Here is a 22,577-nt window from a genome sequence, read left to right as displayed (position 1 = left end):
TCGCGGGTTAGAGGAAGCGGCCGTATACGGCGTACCACACCGCGCCGCACGCCGCCACGTTGAGCAGGACGCTGACGATAAACCAGGTTTTAAACGGCTGTTTCTGCGTCTTGTGCCGGAACAGCCGCTGGCCGCACAGCGCTCCCGGCCAGCCGCCGATCAAGCCAAACGTCAGCAGCGTGATCTCCGGCACCCGTTGCCAGGCTTTGATCGCCGCCAGCTTATCGGCGCCATACAGCGCCAGCGTCAGCCCATTCAGCAGTAACAACCCCGCCCACCAGGGGTGCGGGAGAAATGCGCTAACCGCCAGGGCTAACGCCAATAAACCATAACACACCGCATTAAGCCGCATGATTCACTCCAGCTAAAGCAACGGCGCGTAGTGTGACGCCTGCGACGGGTCGTTGCAATACGCCATTTATCCCTACAAAAAGTGCATTTATAGCCCGGTTTTGGCATGCTATAACCCACAGCATTCAGGATACCGTTCCCTACTTTCACTGCATAAGGTCGTGCTGATGAGCCATCAACGTATTCTGGTCCTTGGCGCCAGCGGTTATATCGGGCAGAACCTGATCCCCCACCTGACGGCGCAGGGGCATGAGGTTATCGCCGCCGCCCGTCGTCTTGAATGGCTGCAGGCGCAAAACTGGCCGCATGTGCACTGCCAGTACGTCGACGTCTGTCAGCCGGACACGCTGCCGCCGGCGCTGTGGCAGATCGATACGCTCTACTATCTGGTCCACGGTATGGGTGACGGCCGCGACTTTATTGAAAAAGAGCGCCAGGCGGCGCAGAACCTGCGCGACGCCCTGCGCCAGTCCGGCGTCAGGCAGGTGATCTTCCTGGGTGCGCTGCAGCCGCAGAAGGACAGCTCGCCGCACCTGATTGCCCGCCGTCTTACCGGAGAAATTCTGCGCCAGAGCGGCATTCCGGTCACCGAACTGCGCGCCGGCATTATCGTCGGGCCGGGTTCAGCGGCGTTCGAAGTGATGCGCGACATGGTCTATAATCTGCCGCTGCTGACGCCACCGCGCTGGGTACGTTCAAAGTCTTCCCCGATCGCCCTGCCGAACCTGCTGACCTATCTGAGTGAACTGCTGCGGTACCCGGCCGACGATCACCGCACTTTCGACGCGGCGGGGCCGGAATACATCAGCTATCAGACCATGCTCAAACGCTTTATTGCCATCAGCGGCCGCAGACGCTGGCTGATCCCGATCCCGCTGCCGACGCGCCTTATCTCGGTCTGGTTCATCAGCCTGATCACCTCGGTGCCCACCTCGATCGCCCGCGCGCTGATCCAGGGGCTAAAGCACGATCTGCCCGCCGACGGCCGGCCGCTGCAGGCATTGATTCCGCAGTCGCTGCAAACCTTTGATGAAGCGGTGAAAGAGACCCTGCAGCGCGAAGCGGAAATAACAGACAGCGCCGACTGGGGCTACGATCCGGCCGCGCGGGCGCGCTGGCGGCCGGGGTACGGCTTTTACCCGAAACAGGCCGGCCATACGCTGGAGACGCAGGCCTCGGCGGCCGCCCTTTGGCAGGTGGTGCAGCAGCTGGGCGGCAAAGAGGGCTACTTCTACGCCAACCCGCTGTGGCAGATCCGCGCGCGCATGGACGACCTGATCGGCAACGGGGTGATCTACGGTCGCCCGCCGCGCCAGACGCTGCAGCTCGGCGATATGATTGACGGCTGGAAGGTGATCGCTCTGCAGCCGGAACGCACGCTTTCCCTGCTGTTCGGCATGAAGGCGCCCGGCCTTGGCCGGCTGACGTTCAGCATCAGGGATTACGGTAACCGCCGTACCCTCGACGTGCGCGCCTGGTGGCACCCGGCCGGTTTTAGCGGCTTGCTTTACTGGTTCGCCATGATGCCGGCCCACCTGTTTATTTTCCGCGGCATGGCCAAACGGATCGTCCGGCTGGCGGAGCAGGAAGACCACAATTTGCCGTGACCTGTTCATTTGTCGATCGACCGCACAGTTTACCGCGGTGGATCGTCCCTTTCCGATTGCATAGCGCGCCAAATCACGAAAGAATGGCACCTTATTTGCTGGGAAACGGCAATACGCCGCCAGCGCTTTGTTTTTTGGTGAGAAAGAGTTTGTTATGAAGGTATTGGTCACCGGTGCATGCAGTGGACTAGGCCGTAACGCCGTGGAATATCTGCGTCGCCAGGGCATACAAGTACGTGCCACCGGTCGCAACCGGGCCATGGGCCGCCTGTTGGAAAAAATGGGCGCCGAATTCATTCAGGCCGATCTCACCAACCTGGTTTCCTCGCAGGCGAAGGCGATGCTGGCGGAAGTGGACGTGCTGTGGCACTGCTCCAGCTTTACCTCTCCCTGGGGCACCGAAGAGGCTTTTGAGCTGGCCAACGTGCGCGCCACCCGCCGGCTGGGCGAATGGGCGGCGGCGTATGGCGTCTCACAATTTATCCATATCTCTTCGCCGGCGATCTACTTCGACTACCACCACCACCGCGATATCCCGGAAGATTTCCGCCCGGCGCGTTACGCCAATGAGTTTGCCCGCAGCAAGGCGGCCGGTGAGCAGGTTATCCAGCGGCTGGCGCTCGCCAACCCGCAGACCCATTTTACCATTTTACGCCCTCAGGGGCTGTTCGGGCCGCACGATAACGTGATGCTGCCGCGCCTGCTGCATATGATCAAACACTACGGCAATCTGCTACTGCCGCGCGGCGGCGCGGCGATGGTGGATATGACCTATCTGGAAAACGCAGTGCACGCCATGTGGCTGGCGACCATGAAACAGGATACGCCGTCCGGCCGCGCCTATAACATCACCAACCAGCAGCCTCGGCCGCTGCATGACGTGGTGCAGCTGTTAATTGACGAACTGGGCATGAAGTGCCGCATCCGCTCCGTCCCCTACGCAATGCTCGATATGATGGCGCGCGGTATGGAAAAGCTCGGCAGCAAAAGTGAAAAAGAGCCGGTACTCACCCACTACGGCGTCGCCAAGCTCAACTTCGACCTGACGCTGGACACCAGCCGCGCGCAGCAGGAACTGGATTATCGGCCGGTGGTGTCGCTGGAAGAAGGCGTAATGCGCACCGCGCGCTGGCTGAAAGAGCACGGCAAGCTGCACGGCCTATAAGCCGTGGTATTTATGCAGTAACGCGTCGATAATCGCCTCGCTTTCCGCATCCGGCTCGCCACGGTAATCGGCGGGCCGAAAATGCATTTGGAATGCCGCCAGCACCCTTTTCTGTTGCCGCTCATCCCACTGCGGGTCAATACCGTAGCCATAGCGCGCCAGCTTATCGAGCAACGCCGACAGCGCCACCGGCGCATGAGGGTCACGCCCCGCCAGATAACGCTGCACATCCGTCTGCTCCGGCCAGGCGCCGATGCCGGCTTCCGCCAGAGTTTTCCAGGGGAACAACGGGCCGGGATCCTGCTTGCGCTGCGGCGCAATATCGCTGTGGCCGACGACATCCACCGGCTGAATATCGTAGCGGCGAATAATATCGCGGCTTAAGGGGATCAGCAGCGCAATCTGTTCGGCGCTGTAAGGCTGCCAGCGGGTGAATAACATGCTGCGGCTGAAGCCGCGGTTGACGATCTCAATGCCGATCGAGGTGTCATTCAGCTGGGTACGGCCGCGCCAGCTGCTGGCTCCGGCGTGCCAGGCGCGCATCGACTCCGGCACCAGCTGATAAACCGTCGGCCTGGCGTACTCGCGCCGCGGATGGGCCGGCAGCAAGTAGTGGGCGCTGACGTGCTCGTCGGTCAGCGTCTTCAGCGAGGTATGGAAATCTTCCGCCGTATAGTGCATCACCAGAAAACGAATGCGCTGGTCGGCGCCCTGCGCCTGGTACAACGTTTCCAGCTGATAGTCGCCGCGGTCGACGGTGGTGCCCGGCCCTGAAGCCTGGCAGCCCGCCAGCAGCACCGCGACGATCCCTATCCATCTAGCCATGCTTCACTCCTTGTGGCACGCAAAGCCCGGCGCACGCGCCGGGCTGACAGATCTTAACGGCTGATTTTTACCGCAGTGCCGCTGACGCTGACCATCAACATGCTGCTGTCCTTACCCACCGTTTCATAGTCGATGTCCACCCCGACCACCGCATTGGCGCCCAGCTCCTTTGCCTGCTCCTCCAGTTCTTTAAACGCGATCTGGCGCGCCTTACGCAGCTCTTTTTCATAAGCGCCGGAACGGCCGCCGACGATATCACGCACGCCGGCGAAAAAGTCGCGGAAAATGTTGGCGCCCAAAATCGCCTCACCGGTGACGACGCCGCAGTATTCGGTAATGGTGAACCCTTCCAGGGTCGGGGTAGTAGAAATTTGCATCAAAAACTCCTTGCTTGATTCATGGTCGTGCTCGCCAGGATAATAGGCGCTATCTGCAGTTACCGGGAAAAACCGGACAACCCAGTGTAACTCACGCGGATACAGCTTCAAGCCTGCAAAAAATATGACCGCCGGTTTTACAGTATGTTCTGAAAGCGGATGGCACAGAGTACGAATGCAAGGCTGAAAAACGCATTTATACTGTAAGCTATCGCTCTTCATGGTAGAGACTTTCACATAAGGTAGTGAGATGAAAACAAAAACGATTGCGGCTGTTTTACCTTTAGCGCTGGCGCTGAGCGCCTGTACCACCGTAGAACCGGCTTATAAGGACATCGGCGCGCGCAGCGGCGCATGCATTGAAGGCGGCCCGGACAGCGTGGCGCAGAAATTTTACGATCTGCGTCTGGAACAGGGCAGTACCACACTGCCGGACAGCAACCGCCTGGCGCAACTGGAGCCTTACCTGAGCCAGCCTCTGTATCAGGAACTGCTGGGCGCTAACCAGAAAGCAGCGCCGCAGACCGGCGCTGGCGCACTGTTCACCGGCAATGCCGAAGGCGCCACCAGCGCCAGCGTAGCCAGCGCGTCTTCCATCCCGAATACCGACGCCAAGAACATCCCGCTGCGCGTACAGCTGAGCTATAAGAAAGATGGCGACAGCAGCGCCAAAGAGTGGCAGAACGAGGTGCTGATGGTGCGCGAAGGCACCTGCTGGGTGGTGGATGATATCCGCTACCTGAACGTGCCGCAGCACGCCGCCAGCGGCACGCTGCGCCAGGTGCTGGAACACGACTGATTGCTCTACCCGGGCCGGCGCCGCGTCGCCGGCCGATTAACCACCTTGATTTCGCTCATTTTTTGAGCGAACACATCAAATTCGCTAGCCACTTCACACACTGCGCGACAAACCGCCCCTTCCCGCTTGCACTGCGGTATGTTGTGCTATTCTTTTACTATCCCGCCGTACATTAATAAATTTTAACTCACAATGATTGCATAAGTATTCTGTGGAAGTTAACATTTGCGGCATCAATGTCTATTCAATTCCAGCGCATGAGTATTCAACTAAAAAATATAAATTGCTTTTACGGCGCACACCAGGCGCTGTTTGACATCACGCTGGATTGCCCAGCAGGGGAAACCCTAGTGCTGCTTGGCCCAAGCGGCGCGGGGAAAAGTTCATTGCTGCGGGTGTTGAACCTGTTGGAAATGCCGCGTTCCGGCCAGTTGCAGATCGCCGGCAACCAGTTTGACTTTAAGCAGTCGCCGGGCGAAAAAGCCATCCGCGAACTGCGCCAAAACGTCGGCATGGTATTCCAGCAGTACAACCTGTGGCCTCACCTCACCGTGGTGCAAAACCTGATTGAAGCGCCGTGCCGCGTGCTGGGCCTGAGCAAGGCGCAGGCGATGGCGCGTGCCGACAAACTGCTCAAGCGTCTGCGCCTGAGCGATTTTGCCGATCGCTTTCCGCTGCATCTGTCCGGCGGCCAGCAACAGCGCGTCGCCATTGCCCGCGCGCTGATGATGGAGCCGCAGGTTCTGCTGTTTGATGAGCCGACCGCCGCGCTGGATCCGGAAATCACCGCGCAGATCGTCAGTATTATTCGCGAGCTGGCCGGCACCGGCATTACCCAGGTGATCGTCACCCACGAGGTAGAAGTGGCGCGCAAGACCGCCAGCCGCGTGGTGTACATGGAAAACGGCCGCATCGTGGAACAGGGTGACGCCAGCCGCTTCGCACAGCCGCAAACCAGCGAATTCGCCAGTTATTTATCACACTAATTTTTCTACACCAGACCAGTTTTAGGGGAGTTTGCGATGAAAAAACTAATAATCGCCGCCGTATTGGCCGGCATCAGCGTTTCCGCCTCTGCCGCCGACAAGATTCGTTTCGCGACCGAAGCCTCCTACCCACCGTTTGAGTTTATCGGTGCCGACAACAAAATTCAGGGCTTCGACGTTGATCTGGCCAACGCGCTGTGCAAAGAGATGCAGGCGGAGTGCTCCTTCAGCAATCAGGCGTTCGACAGCCTGATCCCGGGCCTGAAGTTCAAACGCTTTGACGCGGTAATGGCCGGTATGGATATCACGCCGGAGCGTGAAAAACAGGTGCTGTTCACCAAACCTTACTACGACAACTCCGCCCTGTTTATCGCGCAAAAAGGTAAAGTGGCCGATGTCGCCGCGCTGAAAGGCAAACGCGTCGGCGTGCAAAACGGCACCACGCACCAGAAATACCTGACGGATCAGCACAGCGACATCACCACCGTACCGTACGACAGCTACCAGAATGCGGTGCTCGATCTGAAAAACGGCCGTATCGACGCCGTGTTCGGCGATACCGCCGTGGTTAACGAATGGCTGAAGCAGAACGCCCAACTGGCCGCAGTGGGCGACAAGGTGACGGATAAAAACTATTTCGGCACCGGTCTGGGCATCGCCGTACGTCAGAAAAACAGCGATCTGCAGGGCAAGTTCAACGCCGCCCTGGATAAGATCAAACAGGATGGGACCTATGAAACCATCTACAAAAAATGGTTCCAGCAGTAATCGATCCCAATGAATGAAATTCAACCTTTAGCAACCGCCGCCGGGATGACCGTCGGCCTTGCCGTTTGCGCGCTGGCGCTCGGGCTGGTCCTGGCGATGCTGTTCGCCATGTGGGAGTCCGCGCGCTGGAAGCTTGTCAGCTGGCTCGGCACCGCCTGGGTCACGCTGCTGCGCGGCCTGCCGGAAATTCTGGTGGTGCTGTTTATCTACTTCGGCTCCTCACAGCTGCTGCTGACGCTGTCTGACGGTTTTGAACTGAACTTCGGCCTGTTTGCCGTGCCGGTGCAGGTCGACATTGAAAGCTTCGAAGTCAGCCCGTTCCTGTGCGGGGTGATCGCATTGGCGCTGCTGTATTCGGCCTATGCCTCGCAGACGCTGCGCGGCGCGCTGAAAGCGGTGCCGCAGGGGCAGTGGGAGTCCGGCCAGGCGCTCGGGCTCGGCAAGGCGGCAATCTTCTTCCGGCTGATTATGCCGCAGATGTGGCGCCATGCGCTGCCCGGCCTCGGCAACCAGTGGCTGGTGCTGCTGAAGGATACCGCGCTGGTGTCGTTAATCAGCGTGAACGACCTGATGCTGCAGACCAAAAGCATCGCCACCCGCACGCAGGAGCCGTTCACCTGGTACGTGATCGCCGCCGCCATCTATCTGCTGGTCACCCTGTTGAGCCAATTTATTCTCAAGCGGATCGAACTGCGCACCACACGTTTTGAGCGGGGGCCGGTCTGATGCTGGAATACTTACCGGAAATCATCAAGGGCCTGCACACCAGCCTGACGCTGACGCTGGCGGCGCTGCTGGTCGCGCTGGTGCTGTCGCTGATCCTGACGGCGATCCTGACGCTGAAAACGCCGCTGCTGTCGTCGCTGGTGAAGATCTACATTACGCTGTTCACCGGTACGCCGCTGCTGGTGCAGATCTTCCTGATCTACTACGGGCCAGGACAGTTCCCGGCGATCCGCGACTATCCGTGGCTGTGGAATCTGCTGTCGCAGCCCTGGCTGTGCGCCATGATTGCGCTGGCGCTGAACAGCGCCGCTTACACCACGCAGCTGTTTTACGGCGCGGTGCGGGCCATTCCCGCCGGCCAGTGGCAGTCTTGTGAAGCGCTGGGCATGTCGCGCCGGCAGTCGATGCGCATTCTGCTGCCGTTCGCCTTTAAGCGCGCCCTCTCCTCCTACTCCAACGAAGTGGTGCTGGTGTTTAAAAGTACCTCACTGGCCTACACCATCACGCTGATGGAAGTGATGGGTTACAGCCAACTGATGTACGGCCGCACCTATGACGTGATGGTCTTCGGCGCCGCCGGCCTGGTTTACCTGGTGGTCAACGGCCTGCTGACGCTGTTGATGCGTCTGGTTGAACGCCGCGCGCTGGCCTTTGAACGCCGCAACTAAGCCCGCTTACCCAGCCCTGCCGCCGTGCAGGGCTGTCTTACCCGCCCCGCCAGTAACAATTTTTAATCATTTTTATTGCATATTAATTCACTCAATGGCATGGTTATCGCCAGCACCGTCAGCGTCCCTCCTCGGGATATTGTCAGAAAAATCAAACGATGGCGGCGATAATAAAATCAATGTTCAGACAGGAGTTTCCGCATGAAAAAATTACTGCTTGCCGCCGCCGTACTGGCCGGCGTGACCTTCAGCGCTCAGGCGGCCGACACCATCCGTTTCGCCTCCTCCGCTACCTATCCGCCGTTTGAGTCATTAGACGCCAATAACCAAATCGTCGGCTTTGATATCGATCTGGCGAAAGCGTTATGCAAACAGATGCAGGCGGAATGCACCTTCACCAATCAGGCCTTCGACAGCCTGATCGCCGCGCTGAAGTTCAAAAAGTTCGATGCGGTGATCTCCGGGATGGACATCACGCCGGAGCGCAGCAAGCAGGTGAGCTTTACCCAGCCGTACTACGCCAACTCGGCGATTGTGATCGCGCAGAAAGGCAAGTACACCTCGCTGGCTGAACTGAAGGGGAAAAAGGTCGGGATGGAAAACGGCACCACCCACCAGAAATATATGCAGGATAAGCACCCGGAGATTAACACCGTCTCTTACGACAGCTACCAGAACGCCATTCTGGAGCTGAAAAACGGCCGTATTGACGGCGTCTTCGGCGATACCGCGGTGGTGAATGAGTGGCTGAAAAACAGCCCGCAGCTGGCGCCGGTCGGCGAGCATATCACCGATGCGCAATACTTCGGTACCGGCCTGGGGATTGCGGTGCGTCCGAATAACAAGGCGCTGCTGGACAAGCTGAACGCGGCGCTGACGGCGATCAAGGCCGACGGCACCTATCAGGCCATCAGCGACAAGTGGTTCCCGCAGTAAGCGCAAGTGCCGCCCTTCTCAGCCCGCTTCGCCGGGCTGATTACTTCTCCCGCACCAGCAGCGTCAGCACCTCGTAGTGCGCGGTATGCGGGAACATATCGAACAGCTGCACCCGTTCAACCCGATACCCCGGCAGCTGCGCCATATCCTGCGCCATGCTTTGTGCATTACAGCTGGAATAGAGCAGATAGTCCGGCGCCATCCGCTGCAGGTAATCGCACAGTTCCTTGCCAATGCCGCGTCGCGGCGGGTTCACCACCACCAGCTGCGGCACGTCTCCTTCCGCCGTGGCGAAACGGGTGGAGTCCAGCGCCTGGAAATCAACCCGCTGCAGTCCCAGCGTCGCCGCTGACTGGCGCGCACAGCGAATCGCCTCCGCGCTGATCTCAATCCCGGTCAGACGCGTTTCCGGCTGTGCGCAGTGTAAACCAAAGCCACCGACGCCGCAGAACAGATCCCACATGCTGTCGATGCCCAGTTCACGCACCCAGTCGCGCGCCGTGGCATACAGCGACGCCGCCACCTGCGGATTGGTCTGGAAAAAGCCCTGCGGGCGGATATACAGCGGCACCTGGTTGAAGCACTCTTCCAACGCCTGTTGCTCGGTCAGGATGATTTCCCGATCGCCCTCCATAATCGCCATATGCACCGGCTGAATATTCACGGAAATCACCCGCAGCTGCGGCAGCTGTTGCTGCAGCCATGGCAGCGCGGCGCGCAGCTGCGCCAGTTTGCTCTCCGAACGCAGAACAAAACGCAGCATCACCCCGCCGTTACCGGTGCTTTCCGTCAGCAGCAGATATTTCAGCTCGCCGCGTTTGCGCGCCACGTTGTATGGCGTCAGCCCGGCGCGGGCGATAAAGGTTTTCAGCACGTTGAACATCGGCGCAAAACTGGCGGGATACAGCGGGCAGGCACACAGATCGACCGGCGTACCGTCGCGGTGCAACATCCCCAGCAGCGGGCGCTCCACGCTGCCGCTGACCACCATTTTCGCCTTATTGCGGAATGCGCTCAGCGCGCCGGCAACCGGCGTCAGCCACTGCCCGACTTCGCGTTCGCCCAGCAGGGCCTGCAGATGCTGCTGTTTATCAACCAGCTGCTGCGGATAAGGCTTTTCCAGCCACTGACAGGAACGGCAACTGCCGGCCGTATACAACGCGCAATGCATAGATTAACCGTAGGGATCGACGAATAAAAAAATAAGGGCGCAGAGTTTAGCACCCTACGCCCTTATCCCCAACCTTCTTGACGCTATCCGCGCGGCCCTCAGCGACGGGAAAAATAGCGGCGGCTGGCCGCCGGCAGGAACAGCAGCCCGAGAATCACCACGTCGGGGATTTTTTCCAGAATCAGGGTATGCATAATCTGGGTGTTGGTTTCGCCGTCCACGGTAAATACCTCGGGAAAGACGCTGCCGATGGTCGCCAACAGCAGATAGCCCACCACCAGCGCCTGACAGACCACATAGCCCCAGCGCCCGCCATTTTTACCGCGCATCACGGCAAAGCCGCAGTAAATTTGCAGGCAGAGCATCACAATACCGGCCAGAAAAATCAGCGTAGAATCCCAAGCCTGCGCGCTGGTGCTGACAAACTCGCTCAGGCCGGACAGCCCCAGCTCCCCCAGCAGCAGCAGGATGCTAATACATTTAATCGCCACCATTGCCGTACCGGCGATCAATACCGCCACCGGGACATCCGTTTGCGCTCTCAGGGTTCCCTGCTTGCTTTTCAGCATCTCTGACATATCCGTATTCCGCGATGAAATATCAGTAATAATCGGTATAAGAGCCAGTTAATTCATTTGCAATAATAATTACAAAAAATAGCAGGTTTGACAGGATTCAGCTACGGCAGGCCAGGATAAAACGCACGATCGCGATGTAACGTGAAGATTGGCAATAGAGGGATAACGGGGTAGCGTCAACGCATCGCCATACCGGGCGATGCGTCGTCAAAGACAGAATTAGTGCAGCATCGGCTGGCGCATGGCGGCGGCCGGATTTTCTTCTTCCTCGCCCTCGCCCATAAACAGCAGATCGTTGGCGCGCGCCTCAAGAATCACCATCGAGACCTGCTCTTCGCCCTGCTGCATAAAGTGCGCGAACTGTTCCAGCGTAATGCCGACGGCCACGCTCAGCGACTGACAGACGATCAGCTTGGGCAGGTTGTCGTCCTGAACATCCACAAACGCTTTGATGGTCAGCGAACTGGCATTGATCTGGCTGAGGTCGGCAACCAGCGGGATCAGCGCGGTCGGCTTCACCTCCGCCAGCGCGGAGAACAGGATCACCCCGTCCACCAGATCGATCTTGGCGTCGAAAATGCCGTCAAAGTTCTGCATATGCGGCAGATGCAGCGCCTGGCAAGAGTCGCATTCAAAAAATGAAATGCCCAACTGGTCCAGCCAACGTCGTAATAACGCCAAATCGGGGACGATGAGTGAATCCATAGGGTACCAGCCTCACAATATTCAAAAACGCGAAAGGCGCATAGCTTACGGAATATTCATCCATGATGCCACGATCAATCAGGCTTAATTCAATAAAGGCGCGCTTAGCCATGTAAAAAACACGGGTAAATAGCGCTATTCCCTTATTTTTTACTGGTTATAGGCGTAATTTCAGGGCAAATACCGCGTGCTGCACGCTGTTCAATATAGGCGATCATCATCTCGGCGATATCCAGCCCGGTGGCGGTTTCTATCCCCTCCAGTCCGGGTGAGGCATTCACCTCCATCACCAGCGGGCCGCGATCGGCACGCAAAATATCGACGCCGGCAATATCCAGTCCCAACGTTGCTGCCGCCTTGATGGCAACTGCGCGCTCTTGCGCCGTAATGCTCACCTTGCGCGCCGTGCCGCCGCGATGCAGATTGGAACGGAACTCCCCCGCCTTGGCCTGACGTTCGATCGCCGCCACCACCTGTCCGCCGATCACCAGACAGCGAATATCCCGTCCCTGCGCCTCGCGCACGTACTCCTGCACCAGAATGTGCGCCTTCAGCCCGCGAAACGCATCAATCACGCTTTCCGCCGCCTGCCGCGTTTCCGCCAGCACCACGCCGATGCCCTGTGTACCTTCAACCAGTTTCACCACCAACGGCGCGCCGCCGACCAGTTCGATCAGATCGCCGGTATCATCCGGCGAGTGGGCAAAGCCGGTAATCGGCAGATCGATCCCCTGACGCGCCAGCAACTGCAGGGAATGCAGCTTGTCGCGCGCCCGGGTAATCGCGGCGGACTCATTCAGCGAATAACAGCCCAGCAGTTCAAACTGCCGCAGCACGGCGCTGCCGTAAAAGGTAATGGCGGAGCCGATACGCGGAATGACCGCGTCATAGCACGCCAGTTGACGGCCGCGATAGTGGATGGTGGGCGCGGCCGGGTTGATATTCATATAGCAGGAGAGCGGATCGATCACCTCAACGCGGTGCCCGCGCCGTTCCGCCGCGGCGCGCAGGCGCCGGCAGGAGTACAACGTGCTGTCACACGAAAGAATGACAATGTTCAATTTATCTCGTCACCCCAAATCGCCACCGACGCTTAATCGCGCGGATCGCGTTTCTGTTGCTGTTGCGGCGGCTTGCGCCGATCGTTTTCCGGCGGCAGTCCGCCGCGCATCAGCGGGCCGAACCCATGCGCCACGCGCCAGACCAGCAGGGCCGCCGCCGGCAGCATCAGCGCCACGCCGAGGAAAATCATCGCCACCGCAGCAGCCTGCGATGACAGCGCCCCCGGCAACTGAACATAGTCATGAATGCTCAGATAAGCCAGAATCAGCAGCACGATCCCCAGCCCTTCCAGCACCAATATCGGGCGGGGTAACTCACCAAATGAACGCATGTTTTCATCTCCAGACATATTGCGCACAGTGTAGTGAATTCCTGCCGACGAGGCCATCCGATAGGCGGCGTAAATCAGATTAACAGGCAAATCCTGCTTTTTTTTAGCAACGCCAACAGGCATAGTAGGCGCCATTGCACCTGAGTAATGCGTTGACTGAGGTCTTTTTCTGACCGACGGGATGTCGTTGCAATAGCGGTAAATTCTTGAATAACAACGAGGAGTATCTCATGTTTGCAGTAATCTTCGGGCGTCCTGGCTGTCCTTATTGTGTCCGTGCGAAAGAGTTGGCGGAAAAACTGACTGAAGAACGTGACGATTTCAACTTCCGTTATGTTGATATCCACGCGGAAGGCATCACCAAGGCCGATCTGGAAAAAACCGTCGGTAAGCCGGTAGAAACCGTGCCGCAGATCTTCCTGGATCAACAGCACATTGGCGGCTGCACCGAGTTTGAAGCATACGCGAAAGAAAACCTGAACCTGTTCCAGTAAGCCGGTTCACATTCTATATTAAGGCGCCTCAGGCGCCTTTTTTATTGCCGGGGATTCTTTGCCGAAGCTGTAACATCTGGCGCAGGCTGCGGAAAAAGAGAAACAGCAGCGCACCGCACAGGCACCAGAATACCGAGCTGGTGGCGTAGGCCAACTCCTGCCAGAACGACTGGGTCGACATCAGCCAGAAGTGGCGCACCACCAGGCACAGCGGCAGCGCGCACAACGCGCCGAGCAGCGGACAGATCAGGCGTTTTTTACTGGCAAGGTAACTGGCGATAAAGCCGGGAATGGTAAACAGCAACAGGCCGGTTTCGCCATGATGCGGCTGCTCCAGTGAATTATTCTGACCAAGAAAGATCAGGCAGAACAACAGAAAACAGCTGCTGAACCCGCCCCAATACCGATAGCTAACCATCCTGCTCCTCCCAGAAATGCAACAACGGGCGCCATATCACGACGACGCACGCGAACCACGGCGGCCTGAGCCGACAAATTTTCCTTGGTAAAAAGAGAGTTAAATGCAAAAGGCAGCGTTCATTTTCAGCTTAATGCTGGCTGTCCTGCGTCAGAGAGACTAGAATAATGCCGCTGATCGAGGAAGCGATGCACCTTTCGCGGGTTGGCGATGGGTATCGTTTTTATCCAACTATTTATATGGCTGAATTTATCTTTTATAGCCAGCCATATCAAGCACTTACTGGTAAACAATAAGTTACATCCTGTGAACATAAACGTCGCTAGTTTGTTAAACGGCAACTACATCCTGTTGCTGTTTGTGGTACTCGCCCTGGGGCTCTGCCTCGGAAAACTTCGCCTTGGCTCTGTGCAACTCGGCAGTTCCATTGGCGTTTTGGTCGTCTCCCTGCTGCTTGGCCAGCACAACTTCGCCATTAACACCGAAGCGCTCAGCCTGGGCTTTATGCTGTTTATCTTCTGCGTCGGCGTCGAAGCCGGGCCGAATTTTTTCTCGATTTTTTTCCGCGACGGCAAAAATTACCTGATGCTGGCGCTGGTGATGGTCGGTACGGCGATGGTGATGGCCGTCGGCCTCGGCAAGCTGTTCCACTGGGACATCGGCCTGACCGCCGGTATGCTGGCCGGCTCCATGACTTCGACACCGGTGCTGGTCGGCGCCGGCGATACGCTGCGCAATACCATTACCAACGGACCGGCGCTGCTGTCCGCACAGGATCATCTTAGCCTGGGCTATGCGTTAACCTATCTTATTGGTCTGGTCAGTCTGATTTTCGGCGCGCGCTATCTGCCCAAGCTGCAGCACCAGGATTTACCGACCTCGGCGCAGCAAATCGCCCGCGAGCGCGGTCTGGATACCGACAGCCAGCGTAAAGTCTATCTGCCGGTCATCCGCGCCTACCGCGTCGGTCCGGAGCTGGTGGCCTGGGCAGACGGCAAAAATCTGCGCGAACTGGGCATTTACCGCCAGACCGGCTGCTATATCGAACGCATCCGCCGCAACGGTATTCTCGCCAACCCGGATGGTGACGCCGTGCTGCAGGTCGGCGACGAAATATCGCTGGTGGGCTACCCGGACGCGCATGCGCGCCTGGATCCCAGCTTCCGTAACGGCAAAGAAGTGTTCGACCGCGATCTGCTCGACATGCGTATCGTCACCGAAGAGATCGTGGTAAAAAACAGCAATGCGGTCGGCAAGCGCTTAAGCCAGCTGAAACTGACCGACCACGGCTGCTTCCTGAACCGGGTGATTCGCAGCCAGATTGAAATGCCGATTGATGACAGCATCGTGCTGAATAAAGGCGACGTGCTGCAGGTCAGCGGCGACGCGCGCCGGGTGAAAAGCGTGGCGGAGAAGATCGGCTTTATCTCCATCCACAGCCAGGTGACCGATCTGCTGGCCTTCTGCGCCTTCTTTATTATCGGCCTGCTGATTGGTCAGATCACCATCCAGTTCAGCAATTTCTCGTTCGGCATCGGCAACGCTGCCGGGCTGCTGATGTCGGGCATCATGCTCGGCTTCCTGCGTGCCAACCACCCGACCTTCGGCTATATCCCGCAGGGGGCGCTGAATATGGTGAAAGAGTTCGGCCTGATGGTGTTTATGGCCGGCGTAGGCCTGAGCGCCGGCGCCGGTATCGGCCACAGCCTGGGCGCCGTGGGCTGGCAAATGCTGGTCGCCGGCCTGCTCGTCAGCCTGGTGCCGGTGGTGCTCTGCTTCCTGTTCGGCGCCTACGTGTTGCGCATGAACCGCGCCCTGCTGTTTGGCGCAATTATGGGCGCACGCACCTGCGCCCCGGCGATGGACATCATCAGCGACACCGCCCGCAGCAACATCCCCGCTCTCGGCTACGCCGGCACCTATGCCATTGCTAACGTATTGTTAACGCTGGCAGGTTCGCTGATTGTGGTGCTATGGCCGGGGATACTGGGCTGACGGCGCGAGCGCAGAGGAAATTTAGCGGCGAAATATTTTTGAAATTTTTATCATTCGGCAGAACTTTTCGATCGGGTGGTAGTCTTAATTAGTGCCACTGCTTTTCTTTGATGTCCCCATTTTGTGGAGCCCGATAATCCCGCCTTTTTAGGTTCAAGATTATCGGGTTTTTTGTTGCCTGAAAACTACCGGGAAAGCATTTTGCCTGGGAAACTCACTGGAAGGTCGGGAAAAATATCGCTCCAGCTCAGAGGTGGAGCGATGCAACAGGCTGGCGTCAGCACGTGCGATAGTGCTTTCGATCCCCCGCCCGTGCAGCAGGCGACCGTAAAAGTTACGACCGGCTAACCAGGGAAAAAAGCGAACAGAAAACATAATACTGCGACCAGTATGATGATACTGAAGATCAGCCCGGCGCCGAACAATATCGCATGGAAGGCCAGCGTCCCCCCGCCAAAAAACAGCGCTCCGCCAACTCCCCAGCCGTTCTCTTTGCGAATCCCTCCGATAAAAGCAAGCACCAACGCAACGATCGCCAGACCGATGGTCGCGCTATTCAGTATGTTATCTATATCGATAGTTCGTTTCTCTGTCACCGGCGGTTCCTGACCTTTCAGGCCGGCTAAAATGCCGTTTTTGATAGATGAAACTTTCTCCGCCACGCTGACTTCCAGCGGCGGCTTGGTCGCTAACGGATAATTGAAATGAAACAGGCTAATAAGCAAGGCCAGCGCGCCAAGCAGCATGCCGTATAGGCTGATTTGATATTTATGTGTTTTGCTCATGCCACATACCATTTTTTTATGTTTTATTAAGATGCGCGCCAATGCGCGATCGGCCCGTGCCGGATAGTTCCAACAGTGCGATAGCCGCCATTCCATCGGCATAATCATTACGCCGCAGGATCATACCATAGGATGCTCCGCTCTCCATGCAACGGGCTTACTACCAGCCCTACCCCGCAGAGGGTTATGCCAGTGTGTAATGTACAAACATTCCCCTTTTACCCACGGTTTAACCCAGACCGGATATCATTAAGAAACGTATCCTGCATACGTAGTGTGTGACTGAGACATAAATCAACATAAAGGACTAGCTATGAAAATTTCTACGATGGTTGCATCTCTCGCCCTGGCCGGCTTCTGTTTCGCGGCAAACGCGGCTACCCCTGGGAATATTGCGGTATATGCGACAGAGAAGTCGACCGGCTCCATATCCATTGGCGGCAAAGACGCCTACACCAAAACCTTTGACGTCGCCCTGGCAAAATTGTCCGGGGACGATATCGATTTATCAACACTTTGCCTGAAGGCCTACTCGCCGGATAACAAGGCCTTCAAGCTCGATACGGTTGATGAGGCATTAACCACCGGCACCTTGAAGGACGGCAAGCTGGTGAAGGGCATCGCCGTATTTGCCGCTGACAACGCCGCGGTCTACAACGCAGCCCTGGTAAAAATTACCGACGATTGTCAATAATCCGCTCAAGCAGCCTTGCATGGCTGCTTTTCCCTTTCCTTCCCGTAGTTTTTTCGGTCTTCTTACCGCTACAAGCCAAATAATAAGCAGATTCATTATCCCGTCCCGGGATAGCTTGACACATAAATATTACTCACCTAAAACTGTGATAAATTTTATGTTAACAAGATGAGAGTCGCGCTATGGACCATGCGTCTATCGCTTCGCCGGGGATGCAATATGGCTGAAGATATCAGCATCCAAAAACGTCGCGGGGTGATGTTTGAACTATGGCTGTCCTGGCGCTTTGTCAAAAACAATATCTGGGCGGGCGCCGTGGCGCCGACACTGTTTACTTTGGCGCTCTGTGCAGCCAAAGGTCTGCCCGGTATGGAAATCGCCATCAGCACCCTGGCATCATTTGTTTATGCCTATCTTCATCTCTACGTCTTTGATATCAACAGCCAGATATTTGGCATTGAAGAAGATAAAATCAATAAGCCGGATCGCCCGCTGGCGGCAAAAATCATTACGCTGGCGTCGGCGAAAATCAGGGCTGTCATTTTCACACTGTTGTTTTTTGCCTACGGCATCTGCCTCGGCGTCATTGGCTGGACCCTGCTCTGGGTACTGTTCGTCCTGCTGTACAGCTATACACCGTGGAGCAATAACTGGCTGCTGAAAAATCTCTTTGTCGCGCTGGGCATACTGACGCTGCTGCCGGTCGCCGCCCACAACGCCAGCGTACCGTTCATAGAAGTTGCTCACTGGCTACTGTCGCTGCTGGTGATGACCAGCTATATGATCACTACGCAGGATCTCCGCGATGTAAAAGGTGATGCACGCATCGGCAGGAAGACTTTTCCCTTGGTTTACGGCATGCGTACGGCCAAGATCGCCCTGTCGCTGGCTTACCTACTCTCTATCGTTATCGCCCACTATACGCTGTTTATCCCAGGTGAAAACGGCAGCAGCGGCGCGCTGTTGCTCTTCGAGAGCGGATCCGCGTTAATTTTATTATGTGTCGCAGCGCGGTTGTGCAAACAAAACGCCGACTGCCGCTATGACCATTTTACCTACCGCCTGTGGGAATATTGGTACACGCTGGTGTGTATTTCCATGTTTGCCTTTTATATCAGCCGGTAGCCAGCAATCGCACTGCTCAAGACGCCCCCTTCCACCCAGCGCACAGGTTCCCCGGTATCATTTTCATTTCAGTTCAAATAATAATCAGATTCATTATCCCATCCCGGGATAGCTTGACACATAAATATTTCTAAACTAAATGTTTTATCATCCGCATTTCCGCCATGAGGGACTCCCGCTATGCACCGCACGTCTGCCGCTTTGCCAAAGATGCAGCATGATTGAAAATGTCAGCATCCAAAAACGCCGGGACGCGGTGTTTGAGCTGTGGTTATCCTGGCGTTTTGTCAGGAACAACGTCTGGATCGGCATTATCGCGCCAACGTTATTTACGCTGTCGCTCTGCCTCGCCCGGGGGATGGGAACGCAGGCAATAATATCCAGTATTCTGGCTACCTTTATTTATGCTTATTTTCATATCTATATCGCCGATATCAACAGCCAGATATTTGGTATTGAAGAAGACAAAATCAATAAGCCGGACCGTCCGCTGGCGGCTCAGGTCATTACGCTGAAGTCGGCCAAAATCCGCGCCGCCGTTCTCGCCCTGCTGTTTTTCGCCTATGGTCTTTACCTCGGCGTGATTGGCTGGGTGCTGTTCTGGATACTGTGCTCACTGGTATACAGCTATACGCCGTGGAGCAATAACTGGCTGTTGAAGAACGTCTTTGTTTCGCTGGGCATACTGACGCAGCTGCCGGTCGCCGCTCACAACGCCGGCGTGCCGTTCAGGGAGATTGCCGACTGGCTGCTGCCGCTGTTGCTGATGACCAGCTATATGATCACCACGCAGGATTTCAGGGACATTAAAGGCGACGCGCGCATCGGCAGAAAAACCTTTCCGCTGGTGTACGGCATGCGCAAGGGAAAAATAATCATTGCCGTCGCCTATCTGCTTTCCATCGTTATTGCCCACTACACGCTGTTTATGCCCGGTGAACAGAGCGGCAACGCTAGCGCCCTGTCCCTGTTTGAGATAGGATCCGCGCTTATTTTATTGTTCATCTCAGCGCGTCTTTGCAAAAGAGATGCCGACAGCCGCTATGACCATTTCACCTACCGACTGTGGGAATACTGGTACACCCTGGTGTGTATTTCCATTATTGCCGTTTATATCAGCCGTTAACCGAGCACACCATGGAGAACACCATGCCTGAACATCATGAGCAGGTTATTTTGCTGGATGAGCATTTCCATCAGAGTGGGACAATGGATAAAGCCGTGGTGCATACCAATCAGACGCCTCTGCATCTGGCCTTTTCCTGCTATGTGCTTAACCGCAAAGGGGAACTGCTGATTACCCGGCGGGCGCTTAACAAAACCGCCTGGCCCGGCGTCTGGAGCAACTCGTTTTGCGGCCATCCGCAGCCCGGTGAAAGCCAAAGCGATGCAATAGCGCGCCGCGCCGCCTTCGAGCTGGGCCTGACCATCAGCCTGCCGGAACTGGTGGTTTCCCACTTCCAGTACTGCGTCACCGATGCCTCCGGCGTGATGGAAAATGAATTTTGCCCAATCTACGTCGCGCGCAGCGATGCGCAGCCGCAGCCTAATCCGCTTGAAGTGATGGAGTATGCCTGGGTCGGTATCGAACAGGTGATAGGCGCCATTAACGCCGTTCCTCAGGTGTTTTCCCCGTGGATGGCGCTACAGCTGCAGCAGCCGGAACTGCTGAAAAGAATCGGCGCGTTAGCCTGATATGCATCGGTAGGAAACGGAGACGGGAACAAGGCCCGCCTCACATTTAGCTGGAGCGATAAATACGCGCCGGCAAGGCAGTTACTTCTTCACCGCGTCGCTGACCGCATCCTCAGCCTTCCAAACACGATACTTCACTTCCGCGTCCTGCGGCACATAGACCACGATCGGCAGACGGCTGTTGTAACGCTGCATGGCGGCATCGCCCAGATTTGCCGTCACGAAGGCTTCGCGCTTGGTGTTGTCCGGGCAGGCCATCATGGTGCTCATCGGGCCGGAGAGTTTATCCAGCACCAGATAGTCGTAGCCCCAGCCGGACAGGGTTTTGCTTTCCAGCTTGCCGCCCAGCCCATGATGGTTGCAGTCAACCTGCAGCGTTTTACCGATCAGCAACTCAACCTTATAGTTTTCTTCATGCTCCTGTTTCGGCAGGTAAATCACCTGACGCGTCATGCCTTTTTCCGCCTGCGGGTAAGGGGCAATCTTTTCCAGCGGCTGCTGGCTGATGTCGGCCTTTTCAGTCGCGTTAGTCGCCGCACCGGCAGAAGCAGCCATCATCATGCCGGCTACTAACAAGGAGATCTTTTTCATGTTCTTTCCCTATGATTCATACTGAAAACCAGACATAAACTAATACACTATAGCAACACTTTCCAATGGTTTAATCTTCTTTACATTGATAAATCAAAAGGAATAACCACTGAAACGATGAGAAATGGCAGAATAAAAACCATTCGCATAGTCAATATATTGCCACACTAAGGTTTTCTTAAGCCGGGGGATTTACCGTAATCTGACCGATGACTAACGACAGGCTGACGCATGGCGCCCGAAAAACCATCCCAATCTTTATTAAATCAACCCTCAACGGCCCAACACTTTAAGAATGGCTCTATTTACTCCTTGGCGCCATCCTTTTACCGTTGGCAAGTTTTTAGCTTAATTGTCAGTGGGTTGCTATTTTTATGGCTGTCGCGTGATGAAAGCCTGGATTGGGCCATCAGCAATAGCTGGTTCGACAGCGCCAGCGGGCATTTCCCCTGGCAGCATAACGCCTGGCTGGACGCGATCAACCACCGCCTCCTGAAGATCGGCGTGATCGCCGCCTCGGTGCTGGCGCTGCTGTGGGGTATTTACCGGCGCCATGCCCGGCTGATCCTGTGCATGGCGCTGGTCGGCGTCGGGCCACTGGTGGTCGGCATCCTGAAGTCCACCAGCGCGCACTCTTGTCCGTGGGATCTGGTGCAATACGGCGGGCAGGCGATGTCATATCCGCTGTTTGGTGCCTTGCCGGCCAATCCCGGTCCCGGCCGCTGCTTTCCCGGCGGGCACGCTTCCAGCGGCTTTGCAGTGATGGCGCTGTTTTTTCTGTTTTATCCCCGGCGGCCGAAAGTGGCTTATGCCTGCTGGGGCGCCGGCATCGCCCTGGGGCTGCTGATGGGCTTTGGTCAGGTGATGCGCGGCGCACACTTTTTTTCCCATAACCTGTGGGCAGGTTGGTGGGTTTGGTTCAGCCAATTGGCTGTTTATTGGTGGGTTAGCGGCATTGTTCGCCGCAAGACGAGGTAAATATCATGGAGCAGTTGAACTATCTTCTTTTCGCCTGGATTAACGCGACCCCGGCCTCACCCAAATGGTCGCTCGATGTCGCGATCTTCCTGGCGCGCGATGTGATCGCCATCGTTCCGCTGTTGATCGTCGGCCTGTGGTTCTGGGGGCCGAAAGACGCGCTGGTTTCACAGCGCGAAGTGGTGGCTAAAACCACCATTGCACTGGCGTTCGCCATTCTTACCTCCGCCGCCATCGGTATGCTGCTGCCGCACGAACGTCCCTTCGTCGCCGGCATCGGCTACACTTTCCTGCATCATGCGCCGGACAGCTCCTTCCCCAGCGATCACGGTACCGCCATATTCACCTTTGCCATGGCATTTTTATGCTGGCACCGGCTGTGGTCCGGCATTGTGCTGATGGTTATCGCCGTCGCCATCGCCTGGTCGCGGGTTTTCCTTGGCGTACACTGGCCGCTGGATATGGTAGGTGGTTTCCTGCTTGGCATGGTGGGCTGCCTGGTGGCGCAGCTGGTGTGGAACCTGTTCGGCAGCGCGATCGCCGTCCGGCTGGAACGCCTGTACCGTTTCCTGTTCGCCTTCCCTATCCGTAAAGGGTGGATCAAAGAGTAATCCCGCGCGGGGCCGTTGGCCCCGCCGTTATATCCCCCTGCCGGTTTCTTCCCTTCAGCACCGCAATGTTATTTAAATAACAAAATCCCGCTAAAAATGTGGTAAAAACTCGAATCATGGCTATAATTACGGGCAG

The 22,577-nt window shown here is 56.8% G+C and carries 28 protein-coding genes; 17 read left to right on the top strand and 11 right to left on the bottom strand.

The features are described 5' to 3' along the window. Window positions 1–7: 7 nt before the first annotated feature. The gene (locus TAN611_RS08310; protein WP_105230494.1) at window positions 8–352 is read right to left on the bottom strand and encodes a DUF1294 domain-containing protein; all 345 of its coding nucleotides are present in this window, start codon (window positions 350–352) and stop codon (window positions 8–10) included. 166 nt (window positions 353–518) lie between these two features. Here TAN611_RS08310 and TAN611_RS08305 point away from each other — a divergent pair, with 166 nt between their 5' ends. Then, complete coding sequence (locus tag TAN611_RS08305; RefSeq protein WP_203067525.1) at window positions 519–1,958, top strand: DUF2867 domain-containing protein; 1,440 nt, start codon at window positions 519–521, stop codon at window positions 1,956–1,958. Window positions 1,959–2,112: 154 nt separating this feature from the next. After that, the gene (locus TAN611_RS08300) at window positions 2,113–3,123 is read left to right on the top strand and encodes an NAD(P)-dependent oxidoreductase (RefSeq protein ID WP_187043365.1); all 1,011 of its coding nucleotides are present in this window, start codon (window positions 2,113–2,115) and stop codon (window positions 3,121–3,123) included. On the opposite strand, the gene TAN611_RS08295 is transcribed toward TAN611_RS08300, so the two are convergent. Next, window positions 3,118–3,948: an N-acetylmuramoyl-L-alanine amidase gene (locus TAN611_RS08295; protein WP_203067524.1), complete on the bottom strand. Its 831-nt coding sequence runs from the start codon at window positions 3,946–3,948 to the stop codon at window positions 3,118–3,120. The genes TAN611_RS08300 and TAN611_RS08295 overlap by 6 nt on opposite strands. Before the next feature lie 53 nt (window positions 3,949–4,001). Next, window positions 4,002–4,325 (bottom strand): heavy metal-binding domain-containing protein, encoded by a 324-nt coding sequence (locus TAN611_RS08290; RefSeq protein WP_105230491.1) that lies wholly within the window; start codon window positions 4,323–4,325, stop codon window positions 4,002–4,004. A 250-nt stretch (window positions 4,326–4,575) separates the two neighbouring features. On the opposite strand from TAN611_RS08290, the gene TAN611_RS08285 reads away from it, so the two are divergent. The 6 genes from TAN611_RS08285 to TAN611_RS08260 all read left to right on the top strand — a co-directional run bounded on the left by TAN611_RS08285 (window position 4,576) and on the right by TAN611_RS08260 (window position 9,208). Then, the gene (locus TAN611_RS08285; protein WP_111737413.1) at window positions 4,576–5,124 is read left to right on the top strand and encodes a lipoprotein; all 549 of its coding nucleotides are present in this window, start codon (window positions 4,576–4,578) and stop codon (window positions 5,122–5,124) included. 257 nt (window positions 5,125–5,381) lie between these two features. Further along, entirely contained in the window at window positions 5,382–6,110 is a 729-nt protein-coding gene (artP, locus tag TAN611_RS08280; protein ID WP_160031330.1) for an arginine ABC transporter ATP-binding protein ArtP, read from the top strand. A 36-nt stretch (window positions 6,111–6,146) separates the two neighbouring features. After that, window positions 6,147–6,878: an arginine ABC transporter substrate-binding protein gene (artJ, locus tag TAN611_RS08275; protein ID WP_105230489.1), complete on the top strand. Its 732-nt coding sequence runs from the start codon at window positions 6,147–6,149 to the stop codon at window positions 6,876–6,878. A gap of 9 nt (window positions 6,879–6,887) precedes the next feature. After that, a complete protein-coding gene (artQ, locus tag TAN611_RS08270; protein ID WP_105230488.1) occupies window positions 6,888–7,604 on the top strand; it encodes an arginine ABC transporter permease ArtQ in 717 nt (238 codons plus the stop codon). Beyond that, window positions 7,604–8,272 carry an arginine ABC transporter permease ArtM gene (gene artM / locus TAN611_RS08265; protein WP_105230487.1) on the top strand — a complete coding sequence of 223 codons (669 nt, stop codon included), beginning with the start codon at window positions 7,604–7,606 and terminating at the stop codon, window positions 8,270–8,272. Before artQ ends, artM begins: the two co-directional genes overlap by 1 nt. Window positions 8,273–8,473: 201 nt before the next feature. Beyond that, the gene (locus TAN611_RS08260) at window positions 8,474–9,208 is read left to right on the top strand and encodes an arginine ABC transporter substrate-binding protein (RefSeq protein ID WP_111737414.1); all 735 of its coding nucleotides are present in this window, start codon (window positions 8,474–8,476) and stop codon (window positions 9,206–9,208) included. A gap of 40 nt (window positions 9,209–9,248) precedes the next feature. Here TAN611_RS08260 and rlmC read toward each other — a convergent pair whose 3' ends face one another. The 5 genes from rlmC to TAN611_RS08235 form a co-directional block, all read right to left on the bottom strand. Continuing rightward, a complete protein-coding gene (gene rlmC, locus TAN611_RS08255; RefSeq protein ID WP_203067523.1) occupies window positions 9,249–10,379 on the bottom strand; it encodes a 23S rRNA (uracil(747)-C(5))-methyltransferase RlmC in 1,131 nt (376 codons plus the stop codon). A 98-nt stretch (window positions 10,380–10,477) separates the two neighbouring features. After that, window positions 10,478–10,957, bottom strand: a complete 480-nt coding sequence (locus TAN611_RS08250) for a YbjO family protein (RefSeq protein ID WP_111737416.1) — start codon at window positions 10,955–10,957, stop codon at window positions 10,478–10,480. 219 nt (window positions 10,958–11,176) lie between these two features. Further along, window positions 11,177–11,662, bottom strand: a complete 486-nt coding sequence (locus TAN611_RS08245) for a YbjN domain-containing protein (protein WP_111737417.1) — start codon at window positions 11,660–11,662, stop codon at window positions 11,177–11,179. A gap of 143 nt (window positions 11,663–11,805) precedes the next feature. Beyond that, window positions 11,806–12,723, bottom strand: coding sequence for a 30S ribosomal protein S6--L-glutamate ligase (gene rimK / locus TAN611_RS08240; protein ID WP_197951672.1), 918 nt, complete (start codon window positions 12,721–12,723; stop codon window positions 11,806–11,808). 32 nt (window positions 12,724–12,755) lie between these two features. Further along, window positions 12,756–13,055 carry a YbjC family protein gene (locus TAN611_RS08235; protein WP_111737419.1) on the bottom strand — a complete coding sequence of 100 codons (300 nt, stop codon included), beginning with the start codon at window positions 13,053–13,055 and terminating at the stop codon, window positions 12,756–12,758. Between the two features lie 230 nt (window positions 13,056–13,285). Here TAN611_RS08235 and TAN611_RS08230 point away from each other — a divergent pair, with 230 nt between their 5' ends. Then, entirely contained in the window at window positions 13,286–13,549 is a 264-nt protein-coding gene (locus tag TAN611_RS08230; RefSeq protein ID WP_105230480.1) for a GrxA family glutaredoxin, read from the top strand. 28 nt (window positions 13,550–13,577) lie between these two features. Here the strand turns inward: TAN611_RS08230 and TAN611_RS08225 are convergent, their stop codons facing one another. Continuing rightward, complete coding sequence (locus TAN611_RS08225; RefSeq protein ID WP_203067522.1) at window positions 13,578–13,967, bottom strand: inner membrane protein YbjM; 390 nt, start codon at window positions 13,965–13,967, stop codon at window positions 13,578–13,580. A 167-nt stretch (window positions 13,968–14,134) separates the two neighbouring features. Here TAN611_RS08225 and TAN611_RS23610 point away from each other — a divergent pair, with 167 nt between their 5' ends. Together TAN611_RS23610 and TAN611_RS08220 are read left to right on the top strand one after the other, a co-directional pair. Next, the gene (locus tag TAN611_RS23610) at window positions 14,135–14,263 is read left to right on the top strand and encodes a hypothetical protein (protein ID WP_255414271.1); all 129 of its coding nucleotides are present in this window, start codon (window positions 14,135–14,137) and stop codon (window positions 14,261–14,263) included. 10 nt (window positions 14,264–14,273) lie between these two features. Beyond that, entirely contained in the window at window positions 14,274–15,962 is a 1,689-nt protein-coding gene (locus tag TAN611_RS08220) for an aspartate:alanine antiporter (protein WP_105233250.1), read from the top strand. Between the two features lie 344 nt (window positions 15,963–16,306). On the opposite strand, the gene TAN611_RS08215 is transcribed toward TAN611_RS08220, so the two are convergent. Continuing rightward, entirely contained in the window at window positions 16,307–16,747 is a 441-nt protein-coding gene (locus TAN611_RS08215; RefSeq protein WP_187043374.1) for a hypothetical protein, read from the bottom strand. 313 nt (window positions 16,748–17,060) lie between these two features. On the opposite strand from TAN611_RS08215, the gene TAN611_RS08210 reads away from it, so the two are divergent. From TAN611_RS08210 to idi, 4 genes are all read left to right on the top strand, one after another. After that, entirely contained in the window at window positions 17,061–17,441 is a 381-nt protein-coding gene (locus TAN611_RS08210; RefSeq protein ID WP_105230475.1) for a DUF4354 family protein, read from the top strand. 219 nt (window positions 17,442–17,660) lie between these two features. Then, a complete protein-coding gene (locus tag TAN611_RS08205) occupies window positions 17,661–18,566 on the top strand; it encodes a UbiA family prenyltransferase (protein WP_111737424.1) in 906 nt (301 codons plus the stop codon). A 217-nt stretch (window positions 18,567–18,783) separates the two neighbouring features. Continuing rightward, entirely contained in the window at window positions 18,784–19,692 is a 909-nt protein-coding gene (locus TAN611_RS08200) for a UbiA family prenyltransferase (RefSeq protein WP_111737425.1), read from the top strand. 23 nt (window positions 19,693–19,715) lie between these two features. Continuing rightward, window positions 19,716–20,261: an isopentenyl-diphosphate Delta-isomerase gene (gene idi / locus TAN611_RS08195; RefSeq protein ID WP_105230472.1), complete on the top strand. Its 546-nt coding sequence runs from the start codon at window positions 19,716–19,718 to the stop codon at window positions 20,259–20,261. An 81-nt stretch (window positions 20,262–20,342) separates the two neighbouring features. Here idi and eco read toward each other — a convergent pair whose 3' ends face one another. Next, entirely contained in the window at window positions 20,343–20,852 is a 510-nt protein-coding gene (eco, locus tag TAN611_RS08190) for a serine protease inhibitor ecotin (protein ID WP_105230471.1), read from the bottom strand. 231 nt (window positions 20,853–21,083) lie between these two features. Here eco and TAN611_RS08185 point away from each other — a divergent pair, with 231 nt between their 5' ends. Then, window positions 21,084–21,830, top strand: a complete 747-nt coding sequence (locus tag TAN611_RS08185) for a phosphatase PAP2 family protein (protein ID WP_111737427.1) — start codon at window positions 21,084–21,086, stop codon at window positions 21,828–21,830. Between the two features lie 5 nt (window positions 21,831–21,835). After that, window positions 21,836–22,441, top strand: coding sequence for an undecaprenyl-diphosphate phosphatase (ybjG, locus tag TAN611_RS08180; RefSeq protein ID WP_197951662.1), 606 nt, complete (start codon window positions 21,836–21,838; stop codon window positions 22,439–22,441). Window positions 22,442–22,577 lie beyond the last annotated feature (136 nt).

The organism is Serratia sp. Tan611 (assembly GCF_905188235.1).
In the GTDB taxonomy this organism is placed as follows: Bacteria; Pseudomonadota; Gammaproteobacteria; order Enterobacterales; family Enterobacteriaceae; genus Serratia_B; species Serratia_B rhizosphaerae.
This window is presented reverse-complemented; position numbering and strand designations above follow the sequence as displayed.

Coding starts and splice junctions, on each gene's coding strand:
- TAN611_RS08250 (WP_111737416.1), bottom strand. CDS start 10,957: ATGTCAGAGATGCTGAAAAGCAAGCAGGGAACCCTGAGAGCGCAAACG.
- TAN611_RS08210 (WP_105230475.1), top strand. CDS start 17,061: ATGAAAATTTCTACGATGGTTGCATCTCTCGCCCTGGCCGGCTTCTGT.
- artJ (WP_105230489.1), top strand. CDS start 6,147: ATGAAAAAACTAATAATCGCCGCCGTATTGGCCGGCATCAGCGTTTCC.
- rlmC (WP_203067523.1), bottom strand. CDS start 10,379: ATGCATTGCGCGTTGTATACGGCCGGCAGTTGCCGTTCCTGTCAGTGG.
- TAN611_RS08185 (WP_111737427.1), top strand. CDS start 21,084: ATGGCGCCCGAAAAACCATCCCAATCTTTATTAAATCAACCCTCAACG.
- TAN611_RS08295 (WP_203067524.1), bottom strand. CDS start 3,948: ATGGCTAGATGGATAGGGATCGTCGCGGTGCTGCTGGCGGGCTGCCAG.
- eco (WP_105230471.1), bottom strand. CDS start 20,852: ATGAAAAAGATCTCCTTGTTAGTAGCCGGCATGATGATGGCTGCTTCT.
- artQ (WP_105230488.1), top strand. CDS start 6,888: ATGAATGAAATTCAACCTTTAGCAACCGCCGCCGGGATGACCGTCGGC.
- TAN611_RS08205 (WP_111737424.1), top strand. CDS start 17,661: ATGGCTGAAGATATCAGCATCCAAAAACGTCGCGGGGTGATGTTTGAA.
- TAN611_RS08225 (WP_203067522.1), bottom strand. CDS start 13,967: ATGGTTAGCTATCGGTATTGGGGCGGGTTCAGCAGCTGTTTTCTGTTG.
- TAN611_RS08310 (WP_105230494.1), bottom strand. CDS start 352: ATGCGGCTTAATGCGGTGTGTTATGGTTTATTGGCGTTAGCCCTGGCG.
- TAN611_RS23610 (WP_255414271.1), top strand. CDS start 14,135: ATGCCGCTGATCGAGGAAGCGATGCACCTTTCGCGGGTTGGCGATGGG.
- artP (WP_160031330.1), top strand. CDS start 5,382: ATGAGTATTCAACTAAAAAATATAAATTGCTTTTACGGCGCACACCAG.
- TAN611_RS08285 (WP_111737413.1), top strand. CDS start 4,576: ATGAAAACAAAAACGATTGCGGCTGTTTTACCTTTAGCGCTGGCGCTG.
- TAN611_RS08200 (WP_111737425.1), top strand. CDS start 18,784: ATGATTGAAAATGTCAGCATCCAAAAACGCCGGGACGCGGTGTTTGAG.
- TAN611_RS08230 (WP_105230480.1), top strand. CDS start 13,286: ATGTTTGCAGTAATCTTCGGGCGTCCTGGCTGTCCTTATTGTGTCCGT.
- artM (WP_105230487.1), top strand. CDS start 7,604: ATGCTGGAATACTTACCGGAAATCATCAAGGGCCTGCACACCAGCCTG.
- TAN611_RS08290 (WP_105230491.1), bottom strand. CDS start 4,325: ATGCAAATTTCTACTACCCCGACCCTGGAAGGGTTCACCATTACCGAA.
- TAN611_RS08260 (WP_111737414.1), top strand. CDS start 8,474: ATGAAAAAATTACTGCTTGCCGCCGCCGTACTGGCCGGCGTGACCTTC.
- TAN611_RS08235 (WP_111737419.1), bottom strand. CDS start 13,055: ATGCGTTCATTTGGTGAGTTACCCCGCCCGATATTGGTGCTGGAAGGG.
- ybjG (WP_197951662.1), top strand. CDS start 21,836: ATGGAGCAGTTGAACTATCTTCTTTTCGCCTGGATTAACGCGACCCCG.
- TAN611_RS08305 (WP_203067525.1), top strand. CDS start 519: ATGAGCCATCAACGTATTCTGGTCCTTGGCGCCAGCGGTTATATCGGG.
- TAN611_RS08300 (WP_187043365.1), top strand. CDS start 2,113: ATGAAGGTATTGGTCACCGGTGCATGCAGTGGACTAGGCCGTAACGCC.
- TAN611_RS08215 (WP_187043374.1), bottom strand. CDS start 16,747: ATGAGCAAAACACATAAATATCAAATCAGCCTATACGGCATGCTGCTT.
- TAN611_RS08245 (WP_111737417.1), bottom strand. CDS start 11,662: ATGGATTCACTCATCGTCCCCGATTTGGCGTTATTACGACGTTGGCTG.
- idi (WP_105230472.1), top strand. CDS start 19,716: ATGCCTGAACATCATGAGCAGGTTATTTTGCTGGATGAGCATTTCCAT.